This window comes from Microbulbifer mixtoriginis (SeqCode) (genome assembly GCF_052468275.1).
The window spans coordinates 2,076,948-2,103,306 of record NZ_CP174341.1; the positions used below are offsets into that span (position 1 = coordinate 2,076,948).

Genomic DNA, 26,359 nt, shown 5'->3' on the forward strand with positions numbered 1-26,359 from the left:
TGGGATAGTCCGTGCAATTAATAAATAATTATCGTCTGAGGCAGTAAGCTCAGGTTAGAAGCTCCCTAAGTACTTCCCGATAGATTTCCTGAAGTATATCCAAATCGTCGGCTTTGACTCTCTCATTAACTTTGTGAATAGTGGCATTGACCGGCCCCAGTTCCACTACCTGCGCTCCTGTTGGAGCGATAAAACGGCCATCGGAAGTGCCCCCGGCCGTCGATAATTCTGTTTCCTTTCCTGTGATTTTTTGAATCGCTTGCTCTGCAGCGTGGACCAGTGGACCCTCGGCAGTGAGGAAGGGGTGCCCGGACAAATTAAAGTTTGCTTCATATTTTAAGTTGTACTTATCCAGGATTGCTCGGGCACGGGCCTCCAGTTCTTCGGCGGTGGATTCTGTAGAAAAGCGCCAGTTACAGAGCAGATCCATCTCACCGGGAATCACATTGGTTGCTCCTGTACCTCCGTTGATGTTGGAAACTTGGAAGCTGGTGGCTGGGAAAAATTGGTTGCCCTGATCCCACTCTTCTGCGGCCAGTTCAGCGAGAGCTGGGGCCAAATTGTGAATTGGGTTTTCCGCCAGATGTGGATAGGCCACATGTCCCTGCACACCGAAGACTTTTAATTCAAGGCCCAGGGAGCCGCGTCTTCCATTCTTGATAATATCGCCGACGCGCCTGTTGCTGGAGGGCTCACCGACAATACAGCAGTCTATTTTTTCTCCCTGCTCCTCAAGCCACTCAATGACTTTGACTGTGCCGTTGATTGCCGGCCCCTCTTCGTCGCTGGTGATCAAAAAGGCGATGCGACCTCTGTGATCGGAGTGTTGCTGGATAAACTCCTCGCAGGCCACCACCATTGCTGCCAGTGAACCCTTCATATCGGCCGCGCCGCGACCATACAGAAAGCCATCGCGGATTTCGGGTTCGAAGGGTGGGCTGCTCCAGTTTTCCTCCGGCCCGCTCGGCACGACATCGGTGTGACCGGCAAAGGCAAGTAGAGGGCCTTTGCTTTGCCCGTTGCGCACCGCCCAAAAATTATCGGTATCGCCACGGCGCAACTTTGTCACCTTGAACCCAATTTTTTCCAGCCGCTCAATCATCTGATCCATACAGCCTGCGTCCTCGGGGGTTACGGAGCGACGGCGGATAAGCTCAAAGGCCAGTTGCAGTGTGGGGGTCACGGAATAATCCTTTTAGTTGATCAGGTGCGTTGTTATCGGAATTTATGCAGATGGAGAGCGGGCGGGGCCGGGGCCCCGCAGGGTCAGGTTTTAATTGCTGTGCAGAGCTGCATTCAACTCAATGGCACTCTTATTCGTTAAACATTCAACGGCGCCATTGGTGGAATTTCTGCGGAACAGGAGGTCGGACTTTCCGGCCAATTCGCGTGCTTTGATGTATTCGACCAGTTTGCCGCTGTCGTCCAGTAGGGCCACTTTGGTCCCAGCGGTGATATATAAACCCGCTTCCACGGTGCAGCGATCCCCCAGGGGGATGCCGATACCGGCGTTGGCACCCAGCAGGCAGTTGTCGCCCACGGAAATCACTATGTTTCCGCCGCCGGAGAGAGTACCCATGGTGGAGCTGCTGCCACCCAGATCGGAGCCAGCACCGACAAAAACGCCGGCCGAGATGCGGCCTTCGATCATGCCCGGTCCCTCGGTGCCCGCGTTAAAGTTGACGAAGCCCTCATGCATGATCGTGGTGCCCTCACCGAGATAGGCGCCGAGACGCACACGCGCGGTGTGGGCGATACGCACGCCCGTGGGCACCACGTAGTTGGTCATCTTGGGAAATTTGTCGACACAGGCAACTTCCAAGTGCTCCCCGTTCAGGCGCGCTTCCAGTTGGCGCTGTGGCAGTTCTTCCAGGTCGATCGCGCCCTGATTGGTCCAGGCCACATTGACCAGTTTGCCGAAGATACCTTCGAGATTCGTTTCGTGAGGTTTCACCAGCCGGTGGGAAAGCAAATGTAATTTTAAATAGGCTTCAGGTACTGTCTGTGGCGCCTCGTCGCTGGAAAGTACGGCCACTACCAGAGGTCGGTGGCTGTTGGCGAACTGCTGTAGGATCTCCGCCTGTTCGCCCGCCCCGGCACTGTGCAGTTTTTCAGTGAGGCTGTGGAGCAGGGTCGCGTCGAGAGGCAGGCTGTGGTTGCCGCTTTCGATATGTAGGGTCTCGGTCACCGCTTTGGCTATTTCTGCACTGGGTTTGAACAGCGGTTTTGGATAGAAGACTTCAAGCCAGTCGCCCTTGCTATTACAGGTGCCAACGCCGAATCCAATGCTGTAGATATCGCTCATATTTTTCTCCTAGTTAGCTTGGCCGGTAAGCGCGGCGAATTCTTGCTCTTTAAAGCCAAAGCGAGTAGTGCCGTCTGAGGTGGTCACTGGACGCTTGATCAGGGTGGGGGTCTCGATGGCCAGGGTCAAAGCGCTGGCGTTGTCCATTGCGTTTTTCTGTGCTTCGCTCAGGGCGCGCCAACTGGTGGAGCGGCGATTCAGCACTTCCTGCCAGCCAAATTTATTTAGCCAGGCTTTTAGGGGCACATTGTCCATGCCGTCTTCACGGAAATCGTGAAACTGATAGTCGACCCCATTCTTTTCCAGCCATTTGCGGGCTTTTTTTACGGTGTCGCAGTTTTTAATGCCGTACAGAGTAATCACAGTTACGCCTTTTTGGTTTTCTTGGGGTTTTTGCGGTTGGGATAGCAGGTGGTGCAGATTTCGCAGACTGTGCCGTCGCAGCCGCGTGCCGAGCAGTACTCGCGGCCATAAAAAATAATCTGCAGGTGCAATTTATTCCACTTTTCTCTGGGGAATAGCCTTTTTAGATCTTTCTCGGTCTGGGTGACATTTTTACCGCTGGTGAGTCCCCAGCGCTGCGCCAGGCGGTGAATATGGGTGTCCACAGGGAAGGCCGGGTGACCAAATGCCTGGGACATTACCACACTTGCGGTCTTGTGGCCGACGCCGGGCAGGGTTTCCAGGGCGGCCATATTTTCCGGCACTTTACTGTGGTATTCGTTGACGAGAATTTGTGACAGCTTGCTGATGGCTTTGGATTTTTGCGGTGATAAACCGCAGGGGCGGATAACCGCTTGAATATCCTCCACGGGTACTAGAGCCATATCCTCCGGGTTGTCGGCCAACTGCCAGAGGGCGGGGGTGATCTGGTTTACGCGCTCATCGGTACACTGCGCCGAGAGTAGTACGGCGACTAACAAGGTGTAGGAGTCTTTGTGATCGAGCGGAATTGGGGTCTGCGGATAGAGTTCTTCCAGGCGCTGTAGAATAAAATCCACGCGCTCTTGCTTGAGTAAATTTTTTACTGCCATTCTCGTCTGTGCCTGGGTGGGGCTCCTGGGTTACGGTGTCTGTTGGATTAGTTCGCCTGTCAGGTTTGCCGGCAAAATTCCTTGATGCGCTCTGCAGCCTCTATGCATTCTTCCAATGTGGCCACCAGGGCCATGCGTACATACTCGCGGCCTGGATTTACTCCCTCGCTATTGCGGGCGAGGAAAGAGCCCGGCAAAACCGTGATGTTTTGCTGGCGGTATAGCTCTCTGGCGAACTCCTCCCCGTTGCCGACTCGCGGCCACAGGTAAAAGCTGGCCTGTGGTTTTTGTACTTCTAAGCAGCCGTCGAGAATATCGAGCACCGCGTCGAACTTTTGTCGGTAGAGTGCGCGATTTTCGCGTACGTGCTCTTCATCCTGCCAGGCGGCAATAGAGGCGTATTGGTTGGGTAGCGGCATTGCGCAGCCGTGGTAGGTGCGATAGAGGAGGAATTTCTCCAGCAGCTGAGCGTCGCCGGCAACAAACCCGGAGCGCAGCCCAGCCAAATTGGAGCGCTTCGACAGGCTGTGAAAAACCACACAGCGGTGATAGTTGCTGCGGCCCATTTGCTCGCAGGCTTGCAGCAGCCCGGCCGGCGGCGCACTCTCATCGAAATAGAGTTCCGAGTAGCACTCATCTGAGGCGATGGTGAAGTTGAAGCGGTCTGCAAGCTTGATGAGTGATTGCAAATCGTCGATCCCTAGCAGGGCGCCTGTGGGATTGCCCGGTGAGCACAGGTAGAGCAGTTCACACTGCTGCCACACCGATTCGGACACCGAGCTGAAGTCTGGGTTAAAACTATTGTCGGCGAGACAGTTGATAAAGTGCGGCTCGGCGCCGGCGAGCAGGGCCGCCCCCTCGTAAATCTGGTAGAAGGGGTTGGGCATCAGTACTTTACTGCCCGGCGTGACTGTGGCCTGTGCGAAGGCGAATAACGCTTCGCGGGTGCCGTTTACTGGCAGCACCTGGGAATCGGCACTCACCTGTTTGAGTTGGAAGCGGGCGCCCAGCCAGTCGGCAATTGCCTGGCGCAGGGGTTCAAGGCCTATGGTGAGCGGGTAGGCGGAGATTTTATCCAGGTACGCGACTAGCGCTCTCTGTACGAATTTGGGCGGCTCGTGTTTCGGTTCGCCGATGGAGAGGGCGATATGGGGTTTGTTCGCCGGCTGCAGGCCCGCTTTCAGTGCCTGTAACTTGGAAAAAGGGTAGGGCTGCAGCTTGTCCAGGTTTGGATTCATGGCGTTCTTATCCGCTCGTCATTGGTGATATTACGGCGCTGTGTGGTCATCCAGCTCCCGGCAAATGGCCTGCTCCAGAGCGCGGTTGGTCTCGGCATTGCAGAGCGCGCGCCCCTCGGCGTCGGTGATATGGAAAATATCCTCCACCCGCTCCCCGAGAGTGGAGATCTTGGCATTGTGCAGGCGCAGATCGTGTGTGACAAAGGTGCGTGCAATCAGGGCCAGCAGGCCCGGTCTATCAGCACTGGTGATTTCCAGCGTGCTGTACTGATCTCCCGGTTCTGTGGATAGGTGCGCGCGGCTCTCCAGTGAAAACATCTTTAGGCGCCTCGGGGTGCGCCGTTGGATCACCTTGGAGTAATCCTCCACCAGTTGCAGCTCCTCTTGTAGGGTTTCGCGAATTTGCTGCAGGCGCTGGGGTTCGTCGAGCAGGGGTTGTCCAGATTCATCCAGTACATAAAAAGTGTCTAGGGTGTAACCTGAGGCCGAACTGTAAAGGCGCGCGTCGTGCACGTTCAGGTTGAGCATATCGAGTCCGGTGACTGCGGCGGCGAACACATTGGCGCGGTCGGGGGTATAGACGAAAACCTGGGTGGCGCCATCGTGCTCACCGGGGCCCGAGTTGCGCGTTAGTACCAGGGTGTCGCTCGGCAGCAGCGGGCTGTTGCTGTGCAGCTCATGGATGGCTGCTGTGTGCCAAACGATGTTGTCGGCGCTCTCGCGCACAAAGTAGTCCTCGCCCATTTGCGCCCAGATATTTTCTATGGAGGCCTCTGGCAGACCGAGGGCGCTCAGCTTTTCCAGTGCCAGGCTGCGGGTCTCCTCGATGATTTCCTCCCGATCGACGGGATTCTCCAAACCACGGCGCAGGGCGTGTTGGGTGGCCTGGTAGAGTTGGCGCATCAGGCTGGCGCGCCAGCTGTTCCAAAGCTCTGGGTTGGTGGCGTTGATATCGGCTACTGTGAGGGCGTAGAGGTAATCCAGGTGTTCGCGGTCGCCCACCTCGCGGGCGAAGGCATGCACCACCTCCGGGTCGCTGATGTCCTGTTTTTGGGATACCTGGCTCATCAATAGATGCTTTTCCACCAGCCAGCACACCAGGCGGCGGTCGCGTGCTGGCAGTTGGTGGCGCTGGCAGAATTCGGCGGCGTCCACCACGCCCAGCTTTGAGTGGTCGCCGCCGCGACCCTTGGCGATATCGTGGTAGAGACCGGCAATATACAGCAGCTCGGGCTGGCGCAACCGCTCGAGGATCTCCGCGGCGATCGGGAATTTCTCGCGTGCTTCGGGGCCGCGAAAACTGCGCATATTGCGCACCACCTGCAAGGTGTGAGCGTCCACAGTGTAGATATGGAAGAGATCGTGCTGCATTTGCCCGGTAACGCGGCCGAATTCTGGCAGGTAGCGCCCGAGAATACCGTAGCGGGTCATGCGCGACAGCTGTGTGGAGAGTCCGCGCGCAGAACGCAGCAGTTCCATAAACAGCTCGCTGTTGGCGGAGTCCGCGCGAAAGCGCTCATCGATCAAGTGGCGGTGCTCCCGGATCAGGCGGATAGTTGAGGCACGCACCCGGGTAATCTGCGGGTGCCTGGCCATCAACACAAAGATTTCCAATAGCGCAGAGGGGTGCTGATTAAACACCTGCGGATAGGCGGCTTCAATCGCGCCGCCGCGCAGTTGGAAGCGCTCATTGATGGGGGTGATAGCCTGCTCACCCCCTTGTTGGATCACCTCGCCTAAATACTGCAGCAATACATCGTTAAGCTCGCGTAGGGCCATTACGATGCGATAGTAGTTGTGCATAAATTGCTCAACTGCCAGCTGGGTGTCGCTGTCTTCATAGCCAAATTGTTTGGCTAGCTCCCTCTGGTAGTCGAACAGTAGTCGCTCCTCGGCGCGTCCGGCAAGCAGGTGAAGGCCGTAGCGCACACGCCAGAGGAAGCTTTCGCCGGACTGCAGGATGGCGAATTCTTCCTCAGTGAAAAAGGCCTTGCCCTGCAGTTGTCTGAGCGTGCGCACCCGAAAAAAGTACTTCGCTACCCAAGAGATAGTCTGGATATCGCGCAGCCCGCCGGGTGCGTTTTTGATATTGGGCTCGAGAATATATTCCGCTGCCTGCTGGCGGTTGTGGCGCTCATCCTGTTCCGCCAGCTTGGCTTTGAAGAAGTCCTCGGTGGACCAAAGTTTGCCACCCTCCATCCCGGCCGCAAGCCGTTCGCCGGGTTTGCTATCACCCACTACAGTACGGGACTCGGTGAGATTGGTGATGACGGTGATGTCCTCGGCGGCCAGCGCCAGGCACTCTTTTACGTTGCGCACTGAGTGACCGATCTCCAAGCCCAAATCCCAGAGGAAAGTAATAAGGCGCTCTATGTTGTCGACTGTTTCATTATCGGCCCGTTCTTCGGTGAGGATCAACAGGTCGATATCGGAATGGGGGTGTAGCTCCCCGCGCCCATAGCCTCCGACGGCCAGCAAGCTGGCGCCCGGTCTCCAGCTGTACTGATGCCAGGCGTAGTGCAACAGGCAGTCGATGAATAAGGCGCGCTCATGCACGAGGGTGGCCACATCTTCCCCCTCGCGAAAACGTTCAGCCATCTGGTGCTCGGCAGCGCCAATCGCATCTTTAAATACTTGCAAGGGCGGTTTTTCACGGGAAGCCAAGTCCCGGCGAAAGCGGGTTTGATCGAAGAAGAACAGGGGGCGCTCGAAGTAAGGGATATTGGCCGGCTGCATGACTGAAGTCCGTTTGGCAGTGTCCCGCCGCGCGGCAGCGGGACTGTGCATCTTTAATTGGAGCGGGGAGAGTTTGCGATTAAAACTTTTCCTCACCGCGTGCGGTCAGTACCTCAACCCCGTTGCTGGTGACCACCATGGTGTGCTCCCACTGCGCCGATAGGCGGCGGTCCTTGGTGACTGCCGTCCAGCCGTCGCCGAGAACGCGGGTTGCGGCTTTGCCGGCATTGATCATCGGCTCAATAGTGAAGGTCATGCCCTCCTGCAAAACTTCGCCAGTTCCGGGCTGGCCGTAGTGCAATATCTGAGGTTCTTCGTGGAAGACATCGCCGATACCGTGACCGCAGAAGTCGCGTACGACGGAGTAGTAATTCTTTTCGGCATGCTGCTGGATCACATGGCCAATATCACCGAGGCTGGTACCCGGGCGCACTATCTCAATAGCCTTGTACATGCATTCTTGGGTTACGCGCACCAGTCGCTCGGCGTGTGCAGCGGGCTTGCCGACAAAGAACATCTTGCTGGTGTCGCCGTACCATCCATCCTTGATCACGGTGACGTCAATATTAATGATGTCGCCCTTTTTGAGGACTTTGCTTTCAGAGGGTATTCCGTGGCAGACCACTTCATTGACCGAGGTGCAAATGGACTTTGGGAAGCCTCGATAGCCGAGGCAAGCGGGAATGGCTTTCTGCACATTGACAATATGGTCGTGGCAGCGGCGGTCCAGTTCTTCCGTTGTGACACCAGGGACCACATATTCGCCAATCATTTCCAGGACCTCTGCGGCGAGGCGGCCCGCGGTGCGCATTTTGGCAATTTGTTCCGGCGTCTTTATGGCTGAGGTCATGCGTGTCCTTAAGTCTATCTGTGAAGGCGGGCATTGTAGCGGATTGCCGGTGGTGGGGCATAGCGTCAGGGCTTGACACTATTCAGCGAGCGAATCGGCGCACTCATTCGCACCATATTTGTCCTCGTCCTTCACTCAGCTGTGCGATTGTGGTATAAAGCGCGCCGCTCCGGAATGCTTCCGGGGTGAAAATGCCGCACACGCATCGACACATGTGTCTGGGTGCCTCGATAGGGGTTGACGCATGGGATGTGTGGAGGACTAACCCGTATATATAGAGGTTTATTATGCCGCAAGTAAGCATGCGCGATATGCTGCAGGCTGGTGTTCACTTTGGTCACCAGACCCGCTACTGGAACCCGAAGATGGGTCAATTCATCTTTGGTGCCCGCAACAAGATTCACATCATCAACCTGGAGCACACTGTACCGGCCTTCAACGAAGCCCTGCAGGTGATCAAGGGGATGGCTGCTCAAAAGAAAAAGATTCTGTTCGTTGGCACCAAGCGTGCTGCACAGAAATCTATCAAAGAGCAGGCTGAGCGCTGTGGCCAGCCCTTCGTCAGCAACCGCTGGCTGGGCGGTATGCTCACCAACTACAAAACCATCCGCGCGTCCATCAAGCGTTTCCGTGAGCTGGAAGCCCAGTCTCAAGATGGCACTTTCGAAAAGCTGACCAAAAAAGAAGCTCTGATGCGCACCCGTATGATGGAAAAGCTTGACCGCTCCATCGGTGGTATCAAAGACATGGGCGGCCTGCCCGACGCGATTTTCGTAATCGACGTTGAGCACGAGCGCATCGCCATCCAGGAAGCTAACAAGCTTGGTATTCCGGTAATCGGTGTTGTCGATACCAATAGCGATCCCGCTGGTGTTGACTATGTAATTCCCGGTAACGACGACGCTATCCGTGCAATCAAGCTGTACACCACTGTTGCAGCTGACGCGGTGCTCGCCGGTGCAGCGGAAGCTGGCAGCGCGGTGAACAAAGACGAGTACGTCGAAGCTAGCGATGACGAAGCTGCTGCAGAGTAATTTGCAGGGCTAAGTGGTGTAACGGAGTAGCGTTACATTGCGAACTTAAAAAGGGGCCCGAATTACGGCCCCTTTTTTCTAATTTTTAGTGACAGAACCCCGAGGAAAAAATCATGGCGATTACCGCGTCAATGGTAAAAGAACTGCGCGAGCGTACTGGCCTGCCGATGATGGAGTGTAAGAAAGCACTTACCGCAGCGGATGGCGATATCGAGAAAGCGATCGAAGACCTGCGCAAAGCCTCCGGCCTGAAGGCTGCTAAAAAAGCTGGCCGCACCGCTGCAGACGGCGTTGTCGCTGCAAAAGTAGCCGAGGACGGCAGCTACGGTGTGTTGGTTGAAGTGAATTCTGAGACTGACTTCGTTGCCCGCGATGAAAACTTCCAGGCTTTTGTTGCCAAGGTGGTCGATAAGGCATTTGCTGAGCGTCAGCAGGACGTAGCAGCCCTGATGGAAGGTGATCTGGAAACTGCTCGCGAAGCACTGGTTCAGAAAATCGGTGAGAACATCGGTGTGCGTCGAATCCAGCTGGTTGAGGCTCCGGTTGTAGGTGCCTACGTACACTCCAATAATCGTATCGCCGCCCTGGTAGCTCTGAGCGCTGGTGAGGTTGAGCTGGCGAAAGACGTTGCTATGCACGTAACCGCGGTAAATCCCCAGGTGAATAAGCCTGAAGATATGCCTGCTGATGTTCTGGAAAAAGAGAAGGACATCATCAAGGCGCAGCCGGATATGGAAGGCAAGCCCGCTGAGATCGTTGAGAAAATGATGGGTGGCCGTATCAAGAAGTTCCTGAAAGAGAACAGCTTGGTCGAGCAGCCTTTCGTTAAGAATCCTGACGTGAGCATTGGCAAGCTGGTTAAAGATGCCGGCGCTGACGTAGCTTCTTTCGTTCGTTTTGAAGTGGGCGAAGGTATCGAGAAAGAAGAGGTGGACTTCGCTGCAGAAGTGGCTGCACAGGTTAAGTCCTCTTCTTAATTGATAATAGTGGGTGCCCTGTGCGCTCACTCGCGGTGGGGTGCCTTCGCTGGAGCCTATGTGCTTACAGCGGGGCACCCCTCTGTGTAAATGACTGAAAGTGTTGTAATGTTCGGCGGCAATACTTGGCCACTAAACAGGTACATTTGAGAGGACCGAAGAATGCCCGGTATTAAAGACCGCAAATATAAAAGAATTCTGTTGAAACTCAGCGGCGAAGAGCTGATGGGTGATCAGGGTTTTGGTATCAGCCCTAAAGTGCTGGACAAAATGGCCCTGGAGATTGGCCAGCTGGTAGGTATCGGCGTTCAGGTTGGATTAGTTGTGGGCGGCGGCAATTTGTTTCGCGGCGCGGCCCTGAGTGCAGCCGGACTCGATCGCGTGACCGGCGATCATATGGGAATGCTGGCTACGGTAATGAATGCCCTGGCCCTGCGAGATGCGCTGGAAAGGTCCAATATCTCCTCGCGGGTCATGTCCTCTATTCAGATGAGCGGAATTGTGGACCACTATGACCGCCGCGCGGCCATTCGCTACTTGGAGCGCGGTGAGGTACTGATTTTTGCCGCGGGTACCGGCAACCCATTTTTTACCACAGATTCTGCAGCCTGCCTGCGCGGTATTGAAATTGAGGCTGAGTTGGTGCTAAAAGCCACCAAGGTAGACGGTGTTTACTCGGCTGATCCGGTACTGGACCCTACCGCAACCCGCTATGACCAGCTGACTTATGACGAAGTGCTCGATAAAAAACTTGGCGTGATGGATTTGACTGCGATCTGCCTCTGCCGCGAGCACAATATGCCCGTTCGGGTGTTCCGTATGGATAAAACCGGTGCGCTGCTCAATATTGTCGTGGGCGGCGAGGAAGGCACGCTAATCGAAGAGGAAGTGAAATCGTGATTGAAGATATCAAAAAAGACGCTAAGACTCGCATGAGCAAGGCGCTCGACGCACTGGCCAATAATTTCAATAAAATTCGCACCGGCCGTGCGCATCCGAGTATTCTCGACGGTATTCATGTTTCCTATTACGGTTCAGATACTCCACTATCTCAGGTTGCCAATGTCACAGTTGAGGATGCGCGCACCTTATCGGTGACTCCCTGGGAGAAAAACCTGGTTCCAGACATCGAAAAGGCGATTATGAAATCGGATCTGGGCCTCAACCCAAGCACAGCGGGTGCGGTTATTCGTATACCGATGCCTATGCTGACCGAAGAGACTCGCAAGAACTTTATTCGCCAGGCTCGCGGTGAGGCTGAGACTGCGCGTGTGTCCATCCGAAATATTCGTCGCGATGCGCTGGCTGAGGTGAAATCTTTGGTCAAGGACAAGGAGATCTCCGAGGACGATGAGCGTCGTGCAGGTGATGATGTTCAGAAAATTACAGATCAGTTTGTAGCGGATGTCGATAAGGCGCTCACAGCTAAAGAAAAAGATCTGATGGAAATTTAATGGGTAATAGTGGTACCAGCTTGAGCTCCCCAGTCCCCCGACATATCGCCATTATTATGGATGGTAATGGGCGCTGGGCCGCCCGCAGAGGGCTCTCGCCCTCGGCTGGGCACAAGGCTGGAGTTGAGCGCATACGCGATCTCCTGTCTGCGTGTAGGAGTCGCGGTGTAGAGGTGCTGACATTGTTCGCTTTTTCCAGCGAAAATTGGCAGCGCCCTCCTAAGGAAGTGGAGCTGCTAATGACGCTGTTTCACTCCTATCTGCGCAAAGAAGCTAGGCGTATGCGTGATGAAGGCGTGCGCCTGAGAGTGGTAGGGCGCAGGGATCGTTTTTCGCCTCGCTTGCAGCGCGCCATTGCGGAAGCGGAAGAGATTACCCGAGGCTGTACCCAGGGCGACCTGGTTATTGCTGCGGACTATGGCGGTCGCTGGGATATTGCCCAGGCGGCAAAGCAGCTTGCCGAAGAGGTGGTCAATGGCCAGCGGTCCCTCGACTCCATTGATGAGGATGCGGTTGAAAGCCATATACAGCTCGCGGATTTGCCATCGGTGGATCTATTGATAAGATCCAGTGGCGAGCAGCGTATTAGTAACTTTATTCTCTGGCAGGCCGCCTATAGCGAGTTATTTTTTACCGATACGCTCTGGCCGGATTTTGATGAAAGCGCCCTTGATGAGGCGATAAAAGCATTTCAACAGCGCGACCGGCGATTCGGTGGGCGCGCTGAAGGTGATGGCACGGCTGTGCAGGCCTGACGGGGATCGGGCCAAATGCGCGGCCATTTTTTTGTCCGCGAATAATTTTTAGGAATATTACACCGGGGCGTTCAGGCTTGCTGTGCGATAGTAGGCTGAGTGTAGGTCCAGATGAAAGGGGTTTTCGGTGCTTAAACAAAGAATAATTACTGCGCTGGTATTGCTGGTACTTTTCGCTGGAGTTTTGTTCCTGCTACCAATTCAATGGTACACACTGATTTTCGTAGCCGTGATTTTGCTCGGTGGTTGGGAGTGGGCCAATCTTTCCAACCTCAATCGCGCACTGCGTTTTGTCTTTCTCGCCGCACTGGGCGGAACCCTGGTATTCACCGCGGAATATGTTTTTTCCATGGATTTCGGATCCCCGGATATTGATCGGGCCCGTCAAATCCTGGCAGTAGCCTGCGGTTGGTGGGCGCTCGCTTTTCACTGGGTCCAGAGCTACCCCGCCAGTGCCTCGCTGTGGGGCAATCGTTGGGTACGTGGACTGATTGGGCTAGTGGTTCTGGTGCCCAGCTGGTTGTCGCTGGTGGTTTTGCGTGGGCTCGATCACGGGGCCTGGCTGGTATTGTATGTCGTCGCTATTGTTGTCGCTGCCGATGTGGGCGCTTATTTTGTCGGGCGCAAGTTCGGAAAGCGCAAGTTGGCCCGCGAAGTGAGTCCCGGCAAATCCTGGGAGGGTTTTTTTGGCGGTTTGGGAGCCTGCTTGATACTCGCACTGGTTACTTCCTATCTGTTTGATCTTCCTCTGAAAAATACTGTGCTGTTCTCTTTTGGTGTACTGGTAACTGCGCTTGCCTCAGTCATTGGCGACCTGCTGGAGAGTATGTTCAAGCGGCACCGGGGTATCAAAGACAGTAGTCATATTCTGCCAGGGCATGGCGGTGTTATGGATCGGCTGGATAGTCTCACTGCGGCTTTACCGGTTTTCACCATGGCGGCCCTCGCTAGTGAGCTGCCTAAGTACTTATAACGGGTACGCCACACTTCAATTTATATCCAGTACTTGTGACCTGCGCCGCCATTGTCTGTCGGTGCTTTGGTCGAGTTACAAGAAGTTTCGTAGGTAAGTCGAGCACTTATGCAAAGGCAATCTCCACAAGTCGTCACTGTCCTAGGTTCTACGGGCTCTATTGGTGTAAGCACACTCGATGTGCTTTCCCGCCACCCCCAGCGCTATACCATCTATGCCCTGACAGCCCGCGAGCGTATCGCTGAGCTGGCCCAGCAGTGTCGTCAATATAACCCTCGCTTTGCGGTGGTGACTGGTGAAGAGGGGGCCGATCAATTGCGCAGTATGCTGGGGGAGGAAGTTTCTACTGAAGTCCTTTGGGGTTTGGAAGGGCTATGCCAAGTTGCCTCTGCGAATGAAGTGGATGTGGTTATGGCGGCAATTGTCGGTGCAGCTGGGCTGCGTCCAACTTTAGCAGCAGTTGAAGCTGGGAAGAAAGTGTTGCTTGCGAATAAAGAGGCTCTGGTGATGGCCGGCCCAGTTTTCCTGCAAGCTTTGCGTGCAGGAGGTGCCCAATTACTGCCCATTGACAGTGAGCACAATGCCATTTTCCAGTGCCTGCCCCAGCCGTTTGGCAGCTTGGAGGGGGCGGGAGTGGAAAAAATCTTGCTAACCGGTTCCGGCGGCCCTTTCCGCACACGCCTAGCCGGTGATTTACATCGAGTGACCCCCGAGGAAGCTTGCGCACACCCCAATTGGTCGATGGGACGGAAAATTTCAGTAGATTCGGCCACCATGATGAATAAGGGGTTGGAGTTTATTGAGGCCTGTTATTTGTTCAGCGCCAGCCCAGAGCAAATAGAAGTGGTCGTGCACCCACAGAGTATTGTGCATTCCATGGTGCAATATCGGGATGGCTCCCTGTTGGCACAGATGGGTAATCCAGATATGCGCACCCCCATCGCTCACGCACTGGCCTTTCCCACCCGCATAGATGCTGGGGTTCCTGCACTCGACCTGATAGCGCAGGGCCGCCTGGATTTTGAAGCGCCAAATTATCAGCGATTCCCCTGCCTGCGTCTGGCACGCGAAGCTATGAATGCCGGCGGCAGTGCTCCCACGGTATTGAATGCGGCCAATGAGGTGGCTGTAGAGGCGTTTTTACAAGGACGGTTGGCATTTACTAGTATTGCTGCGGCTATAGAAAAAGTAATGAATAGCACTCCCACCGTTGAACTGACAGGGCTGGACGTAGTCGAAGCCATTGATCTCAATGCGCGGGAGCTGGCCCAACAAGCTGTTGGGGCCCTTTAATTTTGCTGCTGGGCATATAATGCCGGTGTTTGCGCATGAAAAGAGACTGTAACTGAGTATGGATCTGATTCAGACGGTAATCTGGGCCTTGGTAGCCCTCGGTATACTGGTTTCCTTCCACGAGTTTGGACACTTTCTCGTAGCACGGCTCTGTGGGGTCAAGGTGCTGCGCTTTTCTGTCGGCTTTGGCCGCCGCCTTTTCTCTCGCTATGACCGGCACGGCACTGAGTTTGCTATCTCAGCAATTCCCCTTGGTGGCTATGTCAAAATGCTAGATGAGCGGGAGGGGCCTGTCGCCGCTCACGAGCTGAATCAGGCATTTAACCGAAAGAGTGTTTGGGCGCGTATGGCGATTGCTGCAGCGGGTCCCGCAGCTAACTTCCTGTTGGCAATTGTACTGTTTTGGATTGTCTTTATGGGGGGCACGGCGGGTCCGGTGCCTGTCGTAGATTCCGTCAAGCCTGGAAGTATTGCTGAAGCTGCGGGATTGGAGTCCGGGCAGGAAATTATCGCGGTGGATGGCGAAGCTACACCCACTTGGCAAGCCCTCAACTGGCGCTTGGCTAACCGTTTGGGGGACAGTGGCTCTATAGAATTCTCAGTGCGCTACCCGGACTCTAACCTCGAATATCATATGGCGGCTGATATCGACCGTTGGCTCGCAGGGCAGGAAGTCCCTGACCCATTGGGGGAGATTGGCCTCGGCCTCTGGACGCCGCCCATTAGTATGACGTTGCATAAGGTTGTGGAGGGTAGCGCTGCTAGTGCAGCGGGGCTGCGTGCGGGCGATAAGATTGTGGCTACCGACGGGCGAATTTTTTCCGGCTGGGAAGAGTGGAGTCAGTATGTGCGCGCTCGTGCAGGCGAGCCCCTTCAGGTGGAAGTTGAACGACAGGGGCAACGGTTGACCCTGCCGGTTACGCCGGCGCAGGTGACGCTCGACAGTGGTGAGCGTGTCGGCCAGATCGGCGTACAGCCCGTCACCGAGCGCTGGCCCGAGGATCGCGTACGAGTTTTCCACTACGGTGTAGCTGGCGCTCTTTCTCAGGGGGTGCAAGAGACTTGGGACAAAACACTGTTCACTCTGAACAGCTTGAAGAAATTGATTTTTGGTCAACTTTCGACCAAAAACTTGAGTGGCCCCATCACCATTGCTAAAGTGGCGGGTACTTCCGCAGAGAGGGGGTGGCAGTCTTTCCTGTCGCTTTTAGCTCTGCTTAGTATCAGTCTCGGTGTACTCAATCTGTTACCCATTCCGGTACTCGATGGTGGTCACCTTCTCTACTACGGTATTGAGGCGGTCAAGGGTTCTCCTGTGTCTGATAGAGTGCAGGTGATCGGTTTACAAGTAGGTATGGCCTTAGTGCTTTGTATTATGGGGTTGGCTCTTTATAACGATATTTTACGTTTGTAGCCTCCTGGAGTGCATTTTCCTATGGCGTTTGGAGTGAATAGATTTTTAGAGTGAGCATGGTGCCGGTTACCTTGGGAACCTCTGCTCTTATCAGAAGCGGTTCGGAATTAGTATGAAATATTGGCTGTTAGCGATATCCCTGGGCTTGGTGCTGCCTCTCAGCGCTTTAGCTCAGTCATTCGTTCTCAGCGATATTCGTGTAGAAGGTTTGCAGCGTGTTTCTGCAGGCACCGTTTTTTCAGCTCTTCCGGTGCGTGTTGGCGATGAAATTGAGCTTGCGGATATTCAGGGGGCGACCCGAGAACTGTTTCAAACCGGTTATTTTGAGGATATTCAGATCGGTCGTGAAAGTAGCGTTTTAGTTGTTAACGTGAGAGAGCGGCCAGCCATATCTAAGATAGATATATCAGGAAACAAGGCGATTGCCTCGGAAGATCTGCTAAAGGCGCTGAAGGATTACGGTCTGGCCGAGGGACAGATTTTAAAGCGCTCGACCCTCAAAGGGTTGACCCGGGAGTTTGAGCGCCAGTATGTGACACAGGGGCGCTATGGCGCTAGCGTCCAAGCAGAAGTTAAAGAGTTACCACGCAATCAGGTTGAATTGAAGGTTATTGTCGAGGAAGGGACCGTTGCTGCGATTAAACATATCAACATCGTAGGGAATCGCGTCTTTTCAGATCAAGAGCTCGGAGAAATTTTTGAGCTTAAAACCACTGGCTGGCTCTCTTGGTTGCGGAGTGATGATAAGTACTCCCGTGAGAAGCTCACTGGTGACCTGGAGCGTCTTGAATCTTATTATCTCGATCGCGGATATCTCGACTTCCAGATCGACTCTACCCAAGTATCTCTTGGGCCGGACAAGAAGAGTGTTTTCATCACTGTTAACGTGATTGAGGGTGATGTTTACACTGTTAGTGAAGTAGAACTTGCTGGAGACCCAGTCGTTCCAGAGGAAGAAATTAAGCGCTTGCTGCTAGTGCGTGAAGGGCAGACGTTCTCCCAGGTCAGGATGACAACGACTTCAGACTATATTTCCAAGCGTTTGGGCAATAAGGGTTACGCTTTTGCCGAAGTAAACGGTATTCCAGAAGCCAATAAAGAAGAGAACACGGTAAAAATCACTTTCTTTATTGACCCTGGCAAGCGCACCTACGTTAGGCGTATTACTTTTCGTGGAAACACTCGCACGGCAGATGAAGTCTTGCGGCGAGAGTTGCGCCAAATGGAGTCCGCTTTAGCTTCTTCGGCTCTTATTGAGCAATCTAAAGTTCGCCTTGAGCGACTTGGTTACTTGAAGGTGGTGAAAGTTGAAACGGTCAAGGTACCCGGGAACTCAGAACGGGTTGATGTCGATTACAAGGTAGAGGGGCAACCCTCAGGTTCCGGGGGAGCTGGGCGCTGAATAAAGCGCTGTAACTCCTGGATTGCGAATAAAAACACTCGGAATTAGTAGATGAAAGATTTCCTCAAAGCGGCCTCCCTCGGCCTGATGTTGCCTTTAAGTGCAATAGCGCAGTCGTTCGTGGTCAATGATATTCGCGTGGAAGGATTGCAACGCGTCTCTGCCGGTACAGTCTTCTCTGCCCTTCCCGTGCGAGTGGGTGATGAAATTGAATCCGTGGAAATCCAGAGCGCTACCCGGGCACTGTTCCGCACCGGCTACTTTGAAGATATCCAAATCGGCCGTGAAAATGGTGTTCTGGTGGTCACTGTTCGCGAGCGTCCAGCAATTTCCAAGATTGAGATCAGCGGTAATAAGGCCATCGCCACCGAAGATTTGCTCAAGGGTATGAAGGATAACGGTTTATCCGAGGGGCAGATCTTTAAACGTGCAACTCTGGAGGGGCTCGCCCAGGAGCTTGAGCGCCAATATGTGGCACAGGGGCGCTATGGTGCAAGTGTTAAGACCGAAGTGAAAGAATTGCCACGCAACCAGGTCGAGCTGCGGGTTATCGTCGACGAGGGCTCGGTTGCGGCTATCAAGCACATCAATGTTGTGGGTAACGAGGCATTTTCCGACGAAGAATTGGCAGAAATTTTCGAGCTGCAGACCACAGGTTGGTTGTCCTGGCTGCGCAGCGATGACAAATATTCCCGTGAGAAACTCACTGGTGACCTGGAGCGCCTAGAGTCCTACTATCTCGACCGCGGCTATCTGGATTTTCAAATAGAATCCACTCAGGTTTCCCTGAGCCCAGACAAGCAGAGTGTTTTTATCACAGTCAATGTGAGAGAGGGGAATGTTTACACCGTCAGTGAGGTGGATCTCGCCGGCGACCCGGTGGTTTCGGAAGAGGAAATCAAGCGCTTACTGTTGGTGCGTGAAGGGCAGACTTTCTCCCAGATTCGGATGACCACCACGTCTGACTATATTACTAAGCGTCTGGGCAATGAAGGTTATACCTTTGCCGAGGTGAATGGCATTCCCGAACCCAATAAAGAAGAGAATACGGTAAAAATTACCTTCTTTATCAACCCGGGTAAGCGCGCCTATGTGCGCCGAATCAATTTCCGTGGTAACACCCGTACTGCCGATGAGGTGTTGCGCCGTGAAATGCGTCAGATGGAATCTGCCTCGGCCTCCTCCGCAAGAATTGAGCAATCCAAGGTGCGCCTGGAACGCCTCGGTTACTTTAAAGAGGTGGAAGTAGAAACTGCAGAGGTACCTGGTACTTCCGACCAGATCGATGTGGAATATACCGTAGAGGAGCAACCTTCAGGCTCTATTGGTGGCACTATCGGCTGGGCACAGAGTAGCGGTTTGGTACTCGGCGGTAATATCCAGGAAAATAACTGGCTGGGTACCGGCAAGCAGGTAGGTATAGGTTTAAACGTGTCTACCTACCAGACCGCACTGAACTTTTCCTATCTTGACCCTTACTTTACCCCTGACGGTGTGAGCCGCGGGTTTAACGTTTTTTATAGGGAAAATGACTACTCTGAGGTTAACCTGTCGGACTACAACACGACTAGTTATGGTGGTGGTGTTAGCTTTGGCTACCCGGTTTCAGAAATTTCCCGTGTGGGACTGAATGTTAATTTCAGTCATTTGGAGCTCTCGGCCTCGAGTGGTTCTGTACAGGAAATCCAATCCAGCCCATCTCTTTTGGATGACACCGCTCGTGAGGGGGTGACACTCATTGATGCCGAGACGATTGTTGCAGATCTCAATAATGACGTGGCCAATGATCTTGCAATGATGATTGATCAGAACCAGTTTAATACTTCGGCAGATGGTTTTATCGATCGTTACGGTGATGCGTTTAATAACTTGGCTTTGACAGCTTCTTATGCCCGCTCCACTTTGAACCGCGGTATATTGGCGACTCGCGGGGCATCCCAGAATTTCTCCGCAGAATTTACCGTGCCCGGCAGTGATCTTGAATACTACAAATTTATTTATACTGGTCAGTATTTCCGCCCCCTAACGAAGAGTTTGACGCTACGTCTGCGTACGCGCCTGGGTTACGGGGATGGCTACGGTGATCTCGATCAACTGCCTTTCTTTGAAAATTTCTATGCCGGTGGTTTTGGCTCTGTGCGCGGTTTCAAGCGTAATACACTGGGCCCCCGTTCCACTCCTGCAGAGTTTTATACTCAACTTCCTTGTGCAACCGATGGTGAAAGCATTACAAAAAACTGCTATCAGATAGATGAGAATGGGAACCTGGATATCCGTCAGAACGGTGATGCCGATCCATTTGGTGGAAACATCCTAGTCGAGGGTAGTGCCGAGGTTATTTTCCCGTTGCCGTTTATCAAAGATCAGCGCTCTCTGCAGTCTGCCTTCTTTGTTGATGCAGGTAACGTCTTTGATACCAGTTGTGATGAAACCCAGATCAACTGTTACGATGTGGACTTCGGTAAAATGAATGTTTCCGCGGGCATTGGCTTGACATGGGTTACCGGTTTTGGACCATTGACTTTCAGTTTGGCTAAAGCCTTGAAGGAAAACGAGGATGATGAGACGGAAGTGTTCCAGTTTACCCTGGGTAATAGCTTTTAACTTTATCGAATATAAATGGATTGAGTGCAGCTGCTGCGCATAAAAAATAAAACCAATTGGAGAGACTAAAGTGCTTAAGAATGTAAAGATTTTCGCAATCCTGCTGGCTGGCATAACCCTGTCTGGCGCCACGCTGGCGCAGACCAAGGTTGCGGTATTTAACCTGCAGGCTGCGATTATGAGCACCGATGTGGCCAAGACCAAGGTCAATTCATTGAAGACCAGTTCCGAGTACTCCAAGCTGCAAAGTAGTGCCGAGTCTATTCGTTCAGAATTGCAAAAAATGGCAGAAGATGCGCAGAAAAACAGCGTTACCTGGTCCGATGAGAAGAAAACAGAATATCAGCGTAAGATGAACTTCAAGCGTTCAGACTTTGAAACTACCGTTAAAAAACTGCGCGCAATGGAGGCTCAGGTAGGCCAGGAAATTCAAACTTCTCTGGGGCCCAAGGCTAAAACAGCGCTGGAAGCGATCATTAAAGAGCAAAACCTGGACTTAGTGTTGGATGCTTCTACTGCTTACTTTGCAAATCCTTCGGTCAATCTGACTGAGGCTGTCGTAAAGCGTATGAATGCTGATAAGTAATCGATAGCCTGTATGAGTGACAATTTGTCGTTAACCCAGCTTGCGAATGCTCTGGGTGCTGAGCTGCGTCTGGCCCCCGGGGTAGACGCAGACTATGTAATTTCTGGTCTTAGCACTTTGCAAGATGCTGGGCCCGAGCAGTTGACCTTCCTGGCAAACCCTAATTATCGCCGCTTCCTCAAGACCACGTCAGCGGGCGCTGTATTGGTGACTGCCGAGTTTGTTGAGGAGACACCTGTTAGCGCACTTTGTGTGGATAACCCTTACTTGGCTTTTGCCAGGGCGAGTGCTTTGTTCAATACGGCTCCAACGATTGAGGCGGGTATTCACCCGAGCGCTGTAGTTCATCCGGACGCAGAAGTGGCCTCTAGTGCCTCTATTGCAGCTGGTGCGGTGATAGAGGCGTTTGCGAAAATTGGACCTCAGGCATCGGTTGGCGCCAACTGCTTTGTGGGAGAGGGCAGCACCCTTGGAGAAGGGAGCTGCCTTTATGCGGGTGCAATACTGCATCACGGTTGTCAGGTCGGGCGCGATGTTATCATCCACAGTCATGCGGTTATTGGTGCAGACGGCTTTGGTTTTGCGCTGCATCAGCGTGAATGGATTAAGATTTACCAGCTGGGTGGCGTGCAGGTTGGCGATGAGGTTGAAATAGGCGCCAATACTTGTGTGGATCGTGGGGCACTTGGTGACACTGTGATTGGTCGTGGTGTCAAGATCGACAATTTGGTCCAAATCGCGCACAATGTGCAGATTGGTGACTACTCAGCCATTGCTGCATGCACAGGAATTGCGGGCAGCGCAGTAATCGGTAAGCACTGTGCTTTGGGTGGCAGCTCCCGTATTGCCGGGCATGTAACCATTGCCGATGGCTGCCAAGTTACCGCTAATACTTTTGTGACCAAATCCATCGACAAGCCGGGAATTTACTCCGGCGCTTTACCCTTTGCCGATAGTCAGTCCTGGCGTCGCAACGCGGTGCGCTTCGGGCAGTTGGATAAGGTGGCACGAAGGGTGAAAGATTTGGAGAAGCAACTTAAAGCCCTGTCCCTCGATCGGGATAAATAGCTCACAGCTGCTTTAAGAAAAACAATTTTGATTTGATGTTTTCGGGGCGTTTAACGCCCCGAAGTGGTTTCTGGGGGCATTTGGAATGATGGATGTAACTGAGATTCGCGAGTACCTGCCACATCGCTATCCGTTTTTATTGGTCGATCGTGTCGTTGAACTCGAGGAAGGGAAGTTTATTAAGGGGTATAAAAATATCTCTATTAATGAGGAGCTGTTTAACGGTCACTTTCCACAGATGCCGATTTTCCCCGGTGTTATGATCGTTGAGGCTATGGCCCAGGTTTCAGGAATTCTTGGCTTCAAAACATTTGGCAAGAAGCCCGAGGATGGCTACCTGTACCTGTTTGGCGGTGTCGACAAGGCGCGTTTTAAGCGTCAGGTGGTCCCTGGGGACAGGCTGGACCTGATGTCCGAAGCAGTTTCAGTGCGCCGTAATATCTGGAAGTTTTCCTGTAAAGCGAGTGTCGATGGTGAGCTTGCGGCCTCTGCAGATCTTCTGTGTGCGGTGAAGCAGGTTTAATGCGCTTATTCGTCACTTGACGTGGCTGCTAAGGTGCTTTTGATAACTCTTCCAGTTGTTGTTTATTTGAAGTTGTAGTGTCCGAAGTGTCGCTACCTGAGGAGTAGATTCCAGAATGCAGACAAATATCCACCCCACAGCTATTATCGATCCGACGGCGGTTATCGGTTCCGGGGTGAGTATCGGAGCCTATTCCATAGTTGGCGCCGATGTGGAACTCGGTGATGGCTGTGAAATTGCTTCACATGTTGTATTGAGTGGGCCCACTAAGCTCGGAAAAAATAACCGTATTTACCAGTTTGCCTCGATAGGTCAAGATACGCCGGACAAAAAATATCAAGGTGAGCAGACCACCCTGGTAATTGGCGATAACAATGTTATTCGTGAGGGCGTAACCATCCACCGGGGCACTGTGCAGGATCGTGGGGAAACCACTATCGGCAGTGATAACCTGATTATGGCCTATGCCCATATCGGTCATGATAGTGTTGTCGGTAATCACACCATTCTCGTTAATAATGTGGGGCTCGCCGGCCACGTAATAGTAAAAGATTGGGCAATCCTCAGCGGGTATAGTCTTGTACATCAGCATTGCACCATTGGTGAGCACGCTTTCCTGGGGATGGGCGCAGCGATCGGCAAAGATGTGCCGGCTTATGTCATGGTGGCTGGGAATCCGGCAGAGGCCAAGACTATTAATGCGGAGGGGTTGCGTCGTAGAGGTTTTTCCCGCGAGGACATCTCTTTAATCAACAAGGCATACAAAACGGTTTACCGGCGTGGCCTTACTCTGCAAGAGGCTGTCCAGGCCCTTACGGAACTGCGAGAGCAGTCCCCTGTAATTCAGCCTTGGATTGATTCCCTGCAGACCTCCTCTCGCGGAATTGTCCGCTAAGCACAACCATTTGCGGGAAGTGCTGTTATTGTGCACTTCCTGATTTAGTCTTTTCATATCTTAATCGGTATCTATGAAAATTGAGCCATTTCCACTCTGGGGGAATTGTTAGGCGTGTCAGAAAATAATAAGCCGGTTCGTATTGGTATTGTTGTCGGTGAGGCCTCTGGAGATATCCTCGGTGCAGGTCTTATTGACTCCCTGCAAAAGCGCCTCCCGGGAATTCAGTTTGAAGGGATTGCCGGTCCGCGTATGCAGGCTTTGGGGGCGAAATCCCTTTTTCCAATGGAGCGCCTATCGGTGATGGGGTTGGTTGAGCCGCTAAAACGACTGCCAGAATTATTAAAAATTCGCCGCACTCTGCGCGAGCACTTCACTGAAAATCCGCCGGACCTTTTTATCGGTATCGATTCACCAGATTTTAACTTGTCTCTGGAGGAGTCCCTCAAGGCCGAAGGGGTTCGCACTGTGCATTATGTCAGCCCTTCAGTGTGGGCGTGGCGGCAGGGGCGAATAAAAAAGATTGCTCGTGCTATTGACCATATGCTCACCTTGCTGCCTTTTGAGGCTGCTTTTTATCGTGAAAACCACGTGCCGGTGACTTTTGTGGGGCATCCGTTAGCGGATGATATTCCTTTGCAGGTTAGCAGTGTTGCAGAGCGTAAAGAGCTGGGTCTCACAGTTGATGACCGTGTTATTGCGCTGTTACCAGGTAGCCGAGGTGGGGAAGTGCGTTTGCTTGGGCCACTATTTTTGCAGACGGCTCGCTGGTGTTACCAGCGCCATCCCGATCTCAAATTTGTATTGCCGGCAGCAAATGAGCAGCGTTTAGCCGAATTGCGGGAGCAGCTAAAGGATTTTCCGGAACTGCCTGTCACGATATTGGAGGGAGATTCACACAAGGCGCTCAGTGTGTCGGATGCTGTGTTAATAGCTTCAGGAACGGCAACGTTAGAAACCATGCTACTGAAAAAGCCTATGGTGGTTGCCTATAAACTGGGCAAAATTACTTACGCTATCGTCTCTCGTATGCTGCACACTCCCTGGGTTTCTCTGCCCAACTTGCTGGCACAAAGGGAGTTGGTGCCGGAAATCCTGCAGAGTGATGCGACCCCGGAGAATCTCGGAGCGGCGTTGATGCGCTATTTTGAAGATCCACTACTGGGTGATCAGCTGCAGCGCGAATTTGATGATCTTCACCAGCAATTGCGTCGGAATGCCTCTGAGCGGGCAGCCGATGCTATCTGTGCTCTTTTGAAGTAATCGGGTTTTATAAACCATGAGTGTTAAAAAAGAATTACCTCCGTACATCTGTCCTTATAAAGGTGATCTTCTCGCTGGAGTCGATGAAGTTGGCCGTGGCCCACTGGCTGGAGATGTAGTGGCGGCTGCAGTAATTCTCGATCCAGCAGAGCCCATTTTGGGGCTGGCCGACTCCAAAAAACTTAGTGAGAAAAAACGAGAGTCGCTCTTTGAGGAAATTTGTGAGCGTGCGTTGAGTTTTTCTATTGCCCGTGCAACCGTCGAAGAAATTGATCAGATCAATATTCTGCAGGCGAGTTTATTGGCAATGCGCCGTGCAGTGGAGCAGTTGCCACTACAGCCTGAGTTTGTGTTAGTAGATGGTAATAAAAGACCGGACTGGTCTTATCCCTGCGATACTGTGATTAAGGGGGATGGTCGCGTTGCCGCCATTGCTGCGGCCTCAATTTTGGCCAAAGTGACCCGTGATCGAGAGATGGTGGAGTTGGATGCACGCTATCCAGGTTATGGACTGGCCGGCCACAAAGGTTATCCAACTAAAGCTCATATGCAGGCCCTGGAAGAATTGGGCCCCAGCCCACTGCACCGGGTGAGTTTTGCCCCGGTAAGGAAACTCTTAGAGGATATTGCTTAAGCTCAAGGTTGTAGAGCGCTTGACTAGCGCTCAATTTTTTTGATCCTGGCTCTGATAATCATTTTGTCGGAAACTTCTTCAATTTCCACTTGGTAATTATTGAGGATAAATAAACTGATATTACCATCTGGGATGCTTTCAAGGTGCTCCATAAGGAGACCGTTGAAGGTCTTTGGGCCGTCGGTGGTCAGGTCCCAATTTAGCGTGCGGTTGATATCCCGGATAGAGGTTCCACCCTCGATCATATACCAGCCGCTTTCCATGGCGACAATTTCCTCATCGTCGCTGGGAACTGGGCTCGCGGTGAAGTCGCCGACAATTTCCTCCAGTAGATCTTCTAGAGTTACTATCCCCATCACCTCCCCATATTCATCCACAACCAAGCCCATGCGGCGCTTGGTTTTCTGGAAGTTCATTAGCAGGGTGGGCAGTGGGGTGGCCTCGGGTACAAAGTAAGGTTCATCGGTAAAGGACTTGAGACGTTCAGCTGTGAGTTTGTCTGGGCCGTCTCGCAGTATCTGTGCGGCGCGACGCAGGTGCAAAATACCCACTACCTGATTGATATCTCCCCGGTATACCGGCAGGCGGGTGTAAGTACTCTCTGCCAGTTGTTGGAGAATCTGATCGGCGCTGTTTTCCAGGTCGATTCCCATGACCTCGTTGCGCGGGATCATAATGTCTTCCACTGTGGCCTGGTCCAGGTCCAGCACATTGAGAAGCATGCCTTTGTGCTTGCTGGGAAGCAGGGCGCCAGATTCGAACACCACTGTTCTAAGTTCCTCGGGCGCTAGGTGTTCTGCCTCGTTGCCAGCAGTTGCTTCAACGCCTACCAGGCGCGCAAGTCCATTGGATATGCTGCCGACGAGTAATACAAACGGTGTCAGAAGCCATTGCAGTGGGCGTAAAATTAGCGATGCAGGAAATGCCACTCTCTCCGGGTGAAGAGCGGCAATGGTTTTTGGGGTGACTTCCGCAAAAATAAGAATAACGATTGTGAGAGCGCCGGTAGCGTAGAAGAGGCCGGCATCGCCGTACAGTTGAGTAAAGACAGCACCGGCAATTACTGAGGCCAGGATATTGACCAGATTATTGCCAATCAGGATAACGCCGATCAGCTTGTCCGGTCGGGCAAGCAGTTCCATGGCCCGCTTGGCGCCGCGGTGACCGCTCTTGGCCTGGTGGCGCAGGCGGTAGCGGTTCAGCGCCATCATGCTGGTTTCGGAGCTGGAAAAGAAAGCCGATATCACAATCAGCAGGGCAAGCAGGCTAAACAGCAGGCCCGGGGGCATCTCGTTCAAGGGAGAACTCTTTTTATTTCTGA

At 53.2% G+C, this 26,359-nt stretch carries 23 protein-coding genes and 1 pseudogene; 16 read left to right on the forward strand and 8 right to left on the reverse strand.

The features are described 5' to 3' along the window. Positions 1-49: 49 nt before the first annotated feature. The 7 genes from dapE to map all read right to left on the reverse strand — a co-directional run bounded on the left by dapE (position 50) and on the right by map (position 8,163). A complete protein-coding gene (dapE, locus tag ACJJIC_RS09065; protein WP_445356802.1) occupies positions 50-1,183 on the reverse strand; it encodes a succinyl-diaminopimelate desuccinylase in 1,134 nt (377 codons plus the stop codon). Positions 1,184-1,273: 90 nt separating this feature from the next. Further along, positions 1,274-2,305 carry a 2,3,4,5-tetrahydropyridine-2,6-dicarboxylate N-succinyltransferase gene (gene dapD / locus ACJJIC_RS09070; RefSeq protein WP_252082679.1) on the reverse strand — a complete coding sequence of 344 codons (1,032 nt, stop codon included), beginning with the start codon at positions 2,303-2,305 and terminating at the stop codon, positions 1,274-1,276. Between the two features lie 9 nt (positions 2,306-2,314). Continuing rightward, positions 2,315-2,668, reverse strand: coding sequence for an ArsC family reductase (locus ACJJIC_RS09075; RefSeq protein ID WP_444902806.1), 354 nt, complete (start codon positions 2,666-2,668; stop codon positions 2,315-2,317). Between the two features lie 2 nt (positions 2,669-2,670). Further along, positions 2,671-3,339 (reverse strand): endonuclease III, encoded by a 669-nt coding sequence (nth, locus tag ACJJIC_RS09080; RefSeq protein WP_252082677.1) that lies wholly within the window; start codon positions 3,337-3,339, stop codon positions 2,671-2,673. A 59-nt stretch (positions 3,340-3,398) separates the two neighbouring features. After that, positions 3,399-4,577 (reverse strand): succinyldiaminopimelate transaminase, encoded by a 1,179-nt coding sequence (gene dapC, locus ACJJIC_RS09085; RefSeq protein WP_444910173.1) that lies wholly within the window; start codon positions 4,575-4,577, stop codon positions 3,399-3,401. A 30-nt stretch (positions 4,578-4,607) separates the two neighbouring features. Beyond that, positions 4,608-7,313, reverse strand: a complete 2,706-nt coding sequence (locus ACJJIC_RS09090) for a [protein-PII] uridylyltransferase (protein WP_444910172.1) — start codon at positions 7,311-7,313, stop codon at positions 4,608-4,610. A gap of 79 nt (positions 7,314-7,392) precedes the next feature. Further along, positions 7,393-8,163, reverse strand: coding sequence for a type I methionyl aminopeptidase (gene map, locus ACJJIC_RS09095; protein WP_252082672.1), 771 nt, complete (start codon positions 8,161-8,163; stop codon positions 7,393-7,395). A 287-nt stretch (positions 8,164-8,450) separates the two neighbouring features. On the opposite strand from map, the gene rpsB reads away from it, so the two are divergent. From rpsB to rnhB, 16 genes and pseudogenes are all read left to right on the forward strand, one after another. Next, positions 8,451-9,197, forward strand: coding sequence for a 30S ribosomal protein S2 (rpsB, locus tag ACJJIC_RS09100; protein ID WP_252082670.1), 747 nt, complete (start codon positions 8,451-8,453; stop codon positions 9,195-9,197). Positions 9,198-9,310: 113 nt separating this feature from the next. Further along, entirely contained in the window at positions 9,311-10,174 is an 864-nt protein-coding gene (gene tsf, locus ACJJIC_RS09105) for a translation elongation factor Ts (RefSeq protein ID WP_444910171.1), read from the forward strand. A gap of 162 nt (positions 10,175-10,336) precedes the next feature. Then, the gene (pyrH, locus tag ACJJIC_RS09110) at positions 10,337-11,074 is read left to right on the forward strand and encodes a UMP kinase (protein ID WP_152452478.1); all 738 of its coding nucleotides are present in this window, start codon (positions 10,337-10,339) and stop codon (positions 11,072-11,074) included. Next, the gene (gene frr, locus ACJJIC_RS09115) at positions 11,071-11,628 is read left to right on the forward strand and encodes a ribosome recycling factor (RefSeq protein WP_444886827.1); all 558 of its coding nucleotides are present in this window, start codon (positions 11,071-11,073) and stop codon (positions 11,626-11,628) included. The genes pyrH and frr overlap by 4 nt, the downstream gene beginning before the upstream one ends. Continuing rightward, positions 11,628-12,383, forward strand: coding sequence for a polyprenyl diphosphate synthase (gene uppS / locus ACJJIC_RS09120; RefSeq protein ID WP_444886826.1), 756 nt, complete (start codon positions 11,628-11,630; stop codon positions 12,381-12,383). The genes frr and uppS overlap by 1 nt, the downstream gene beginning before the upstream one ends. 127 nt (positions 12,384-12,510) lie before the next feature. Next, entirely contained in the window at positions 12,511-13,356 is an 846-nt protein-coding gene (locus tag ACJJIC_RS09125; RefSeq protein ID WP_252082663.1) for a phosphatidate cytidylyltransferase, read from the forward strand. Between the two features lie 108 nt (positions 13,357-13,464). Then, the gene (gene ispC, locus ACJJIC_RS09130) at positions 13,465-14,649 is read left to right on the forward strand and encodes a 1-deoxy-D-xylulose-5-phosphate reductoisomerase (protein WP_444910170.1); all 1,185 of its coding nucleotides are present in this window, start codon (positions 13,465-13,467) and stop codon (positions 14,647-14,649) included. Between the two features lie 58 nt (positions 14,650-14,707). Next, positions 14,708-16,063, forward strand: a complete 1,356-nt coding sequence (gene rseP, locus ACJJIC_RS09135; protein ID WP_445356803.1) for an RIP metalloprotease RseP — start codon at positions 14,708-14,710, stop codon at positions 16,061-16,063. A 112-nt stretch (positions 16,064-16,175) separates the two neighbouring features. Beyond that, positions 16,176-17,453 (forward strand): annotated as a pseudogene (gene bamA / locus ACJJIC_RS09140) (outer membrane protein assembly factor BamA); the annotation flags it as partial. A gap of 63 nt (positions 17,454-17,516) precedes the next feature. Further along, complete coding sequence (gene bamA, locus ACJJIC_RS09145; protein WP_252082656.1) at positions 17,517-20,069, forward strand: outer membrane protein assembly factor BamA; 2,553 nt, start codon at positions 17,517-17,519, stop codon at positions 20,067-20,069. A 70-nt stretch (positions 20,070-20,139) separates the two neighbouring features. Further along, complete coding sequence (locus ACJJIC_RS09150; protein ID WP_445356804.1) at positions 20,140-20,655, forward strand: OmpH/Skp family outer membrane protein; 516 nt, start codon at positions 20,140-20,142, stop codon at positions 20,653-20,655. Between the two features lie 12 nt (positions 20,656-20,667). Further along, positions 20,668-21,723: a UDP-3-O-(3-hydroxymyristoyl)glucosamine N-acyltransferase gene (gene lpxD / locus ACJJIC_RS09155; RefSeq protein ID WP_444910167.1), complete on the forward strand. Its 1,056-nt coding sequence runs from the start codon at positions 20,668-20,670 to the stop codon at positions 21,721-21,723. Between the two features lie 85 nt (positions 21,724-21,808). Further along, the gene (gene fabZ, locus ACJJIC_RS09160) at positions 21,809-22,246 is read left to right on the forward strand and encodes a 3-hydroxyacyl-ACP dehydratase FabZ (protein WP_444886822.1); all 438 of its coding nucleotides are present in this window, start codon (positions 21,809-21,811) and stop codon (positions 22,244-22,246) included. 115 nt (positions 22,247-22,361) lie between these two features. After that, positions 22,362-23,141: an acyl-ACP--UDP-N-acetylglucosamine O-acyltransferase gene (gene lpxA, locus ACJJIC_RS09165; RefSeq protein ID WP_444884183.1), complete on the forward strand. Its 780-nt coding sequence runs from the start codon at positions 22,362-22,364 to the stop codon at positions 23,139-23,141. Between the two features lie 114 nt (positions 23,142-23,255). Then, positions 23,256-24,404 (forward strand): lipid-A-disaccharide synthase, encoded by a 1,149-nt coding sequence (gene lpxB, locus ACJJIC_RS09170; protein WP_444902802.1) that lies wholly within the window; start codon positions 23,256-23,258, stop codon positions 24,402-24,404. A gap of 16 nt (positions 24,405-24,420) precedes the next feature. Then, complete coding sequence (rnhB, locus tag ACJJIC_RS09175) at positions 24,421-25,038, forward strand: ribonuclease HII (RefSeq protein WP_444884185.1); 618 nt, start codon at positions 24,421-24,423, stop codon at positions 25,036-25,038. Positions 25,039-25,061: 23 nt separating this feature from the next. Here rnhB and ACJJIC_RS09180 read toward each other — a convergent pair whose 3' ends face one another. Next, a complete protein-coding gene (locus ACJJIC_RS09180; protein WP_445356805.1) occupies positions 25,062-26,336 on the reverse strand; it encodes an HlyC/CorC family transporter in 1,275 nt (424 codons plus the stop codon). Positions 26,337-26,359: the final 23 nt, after the last annotated feature.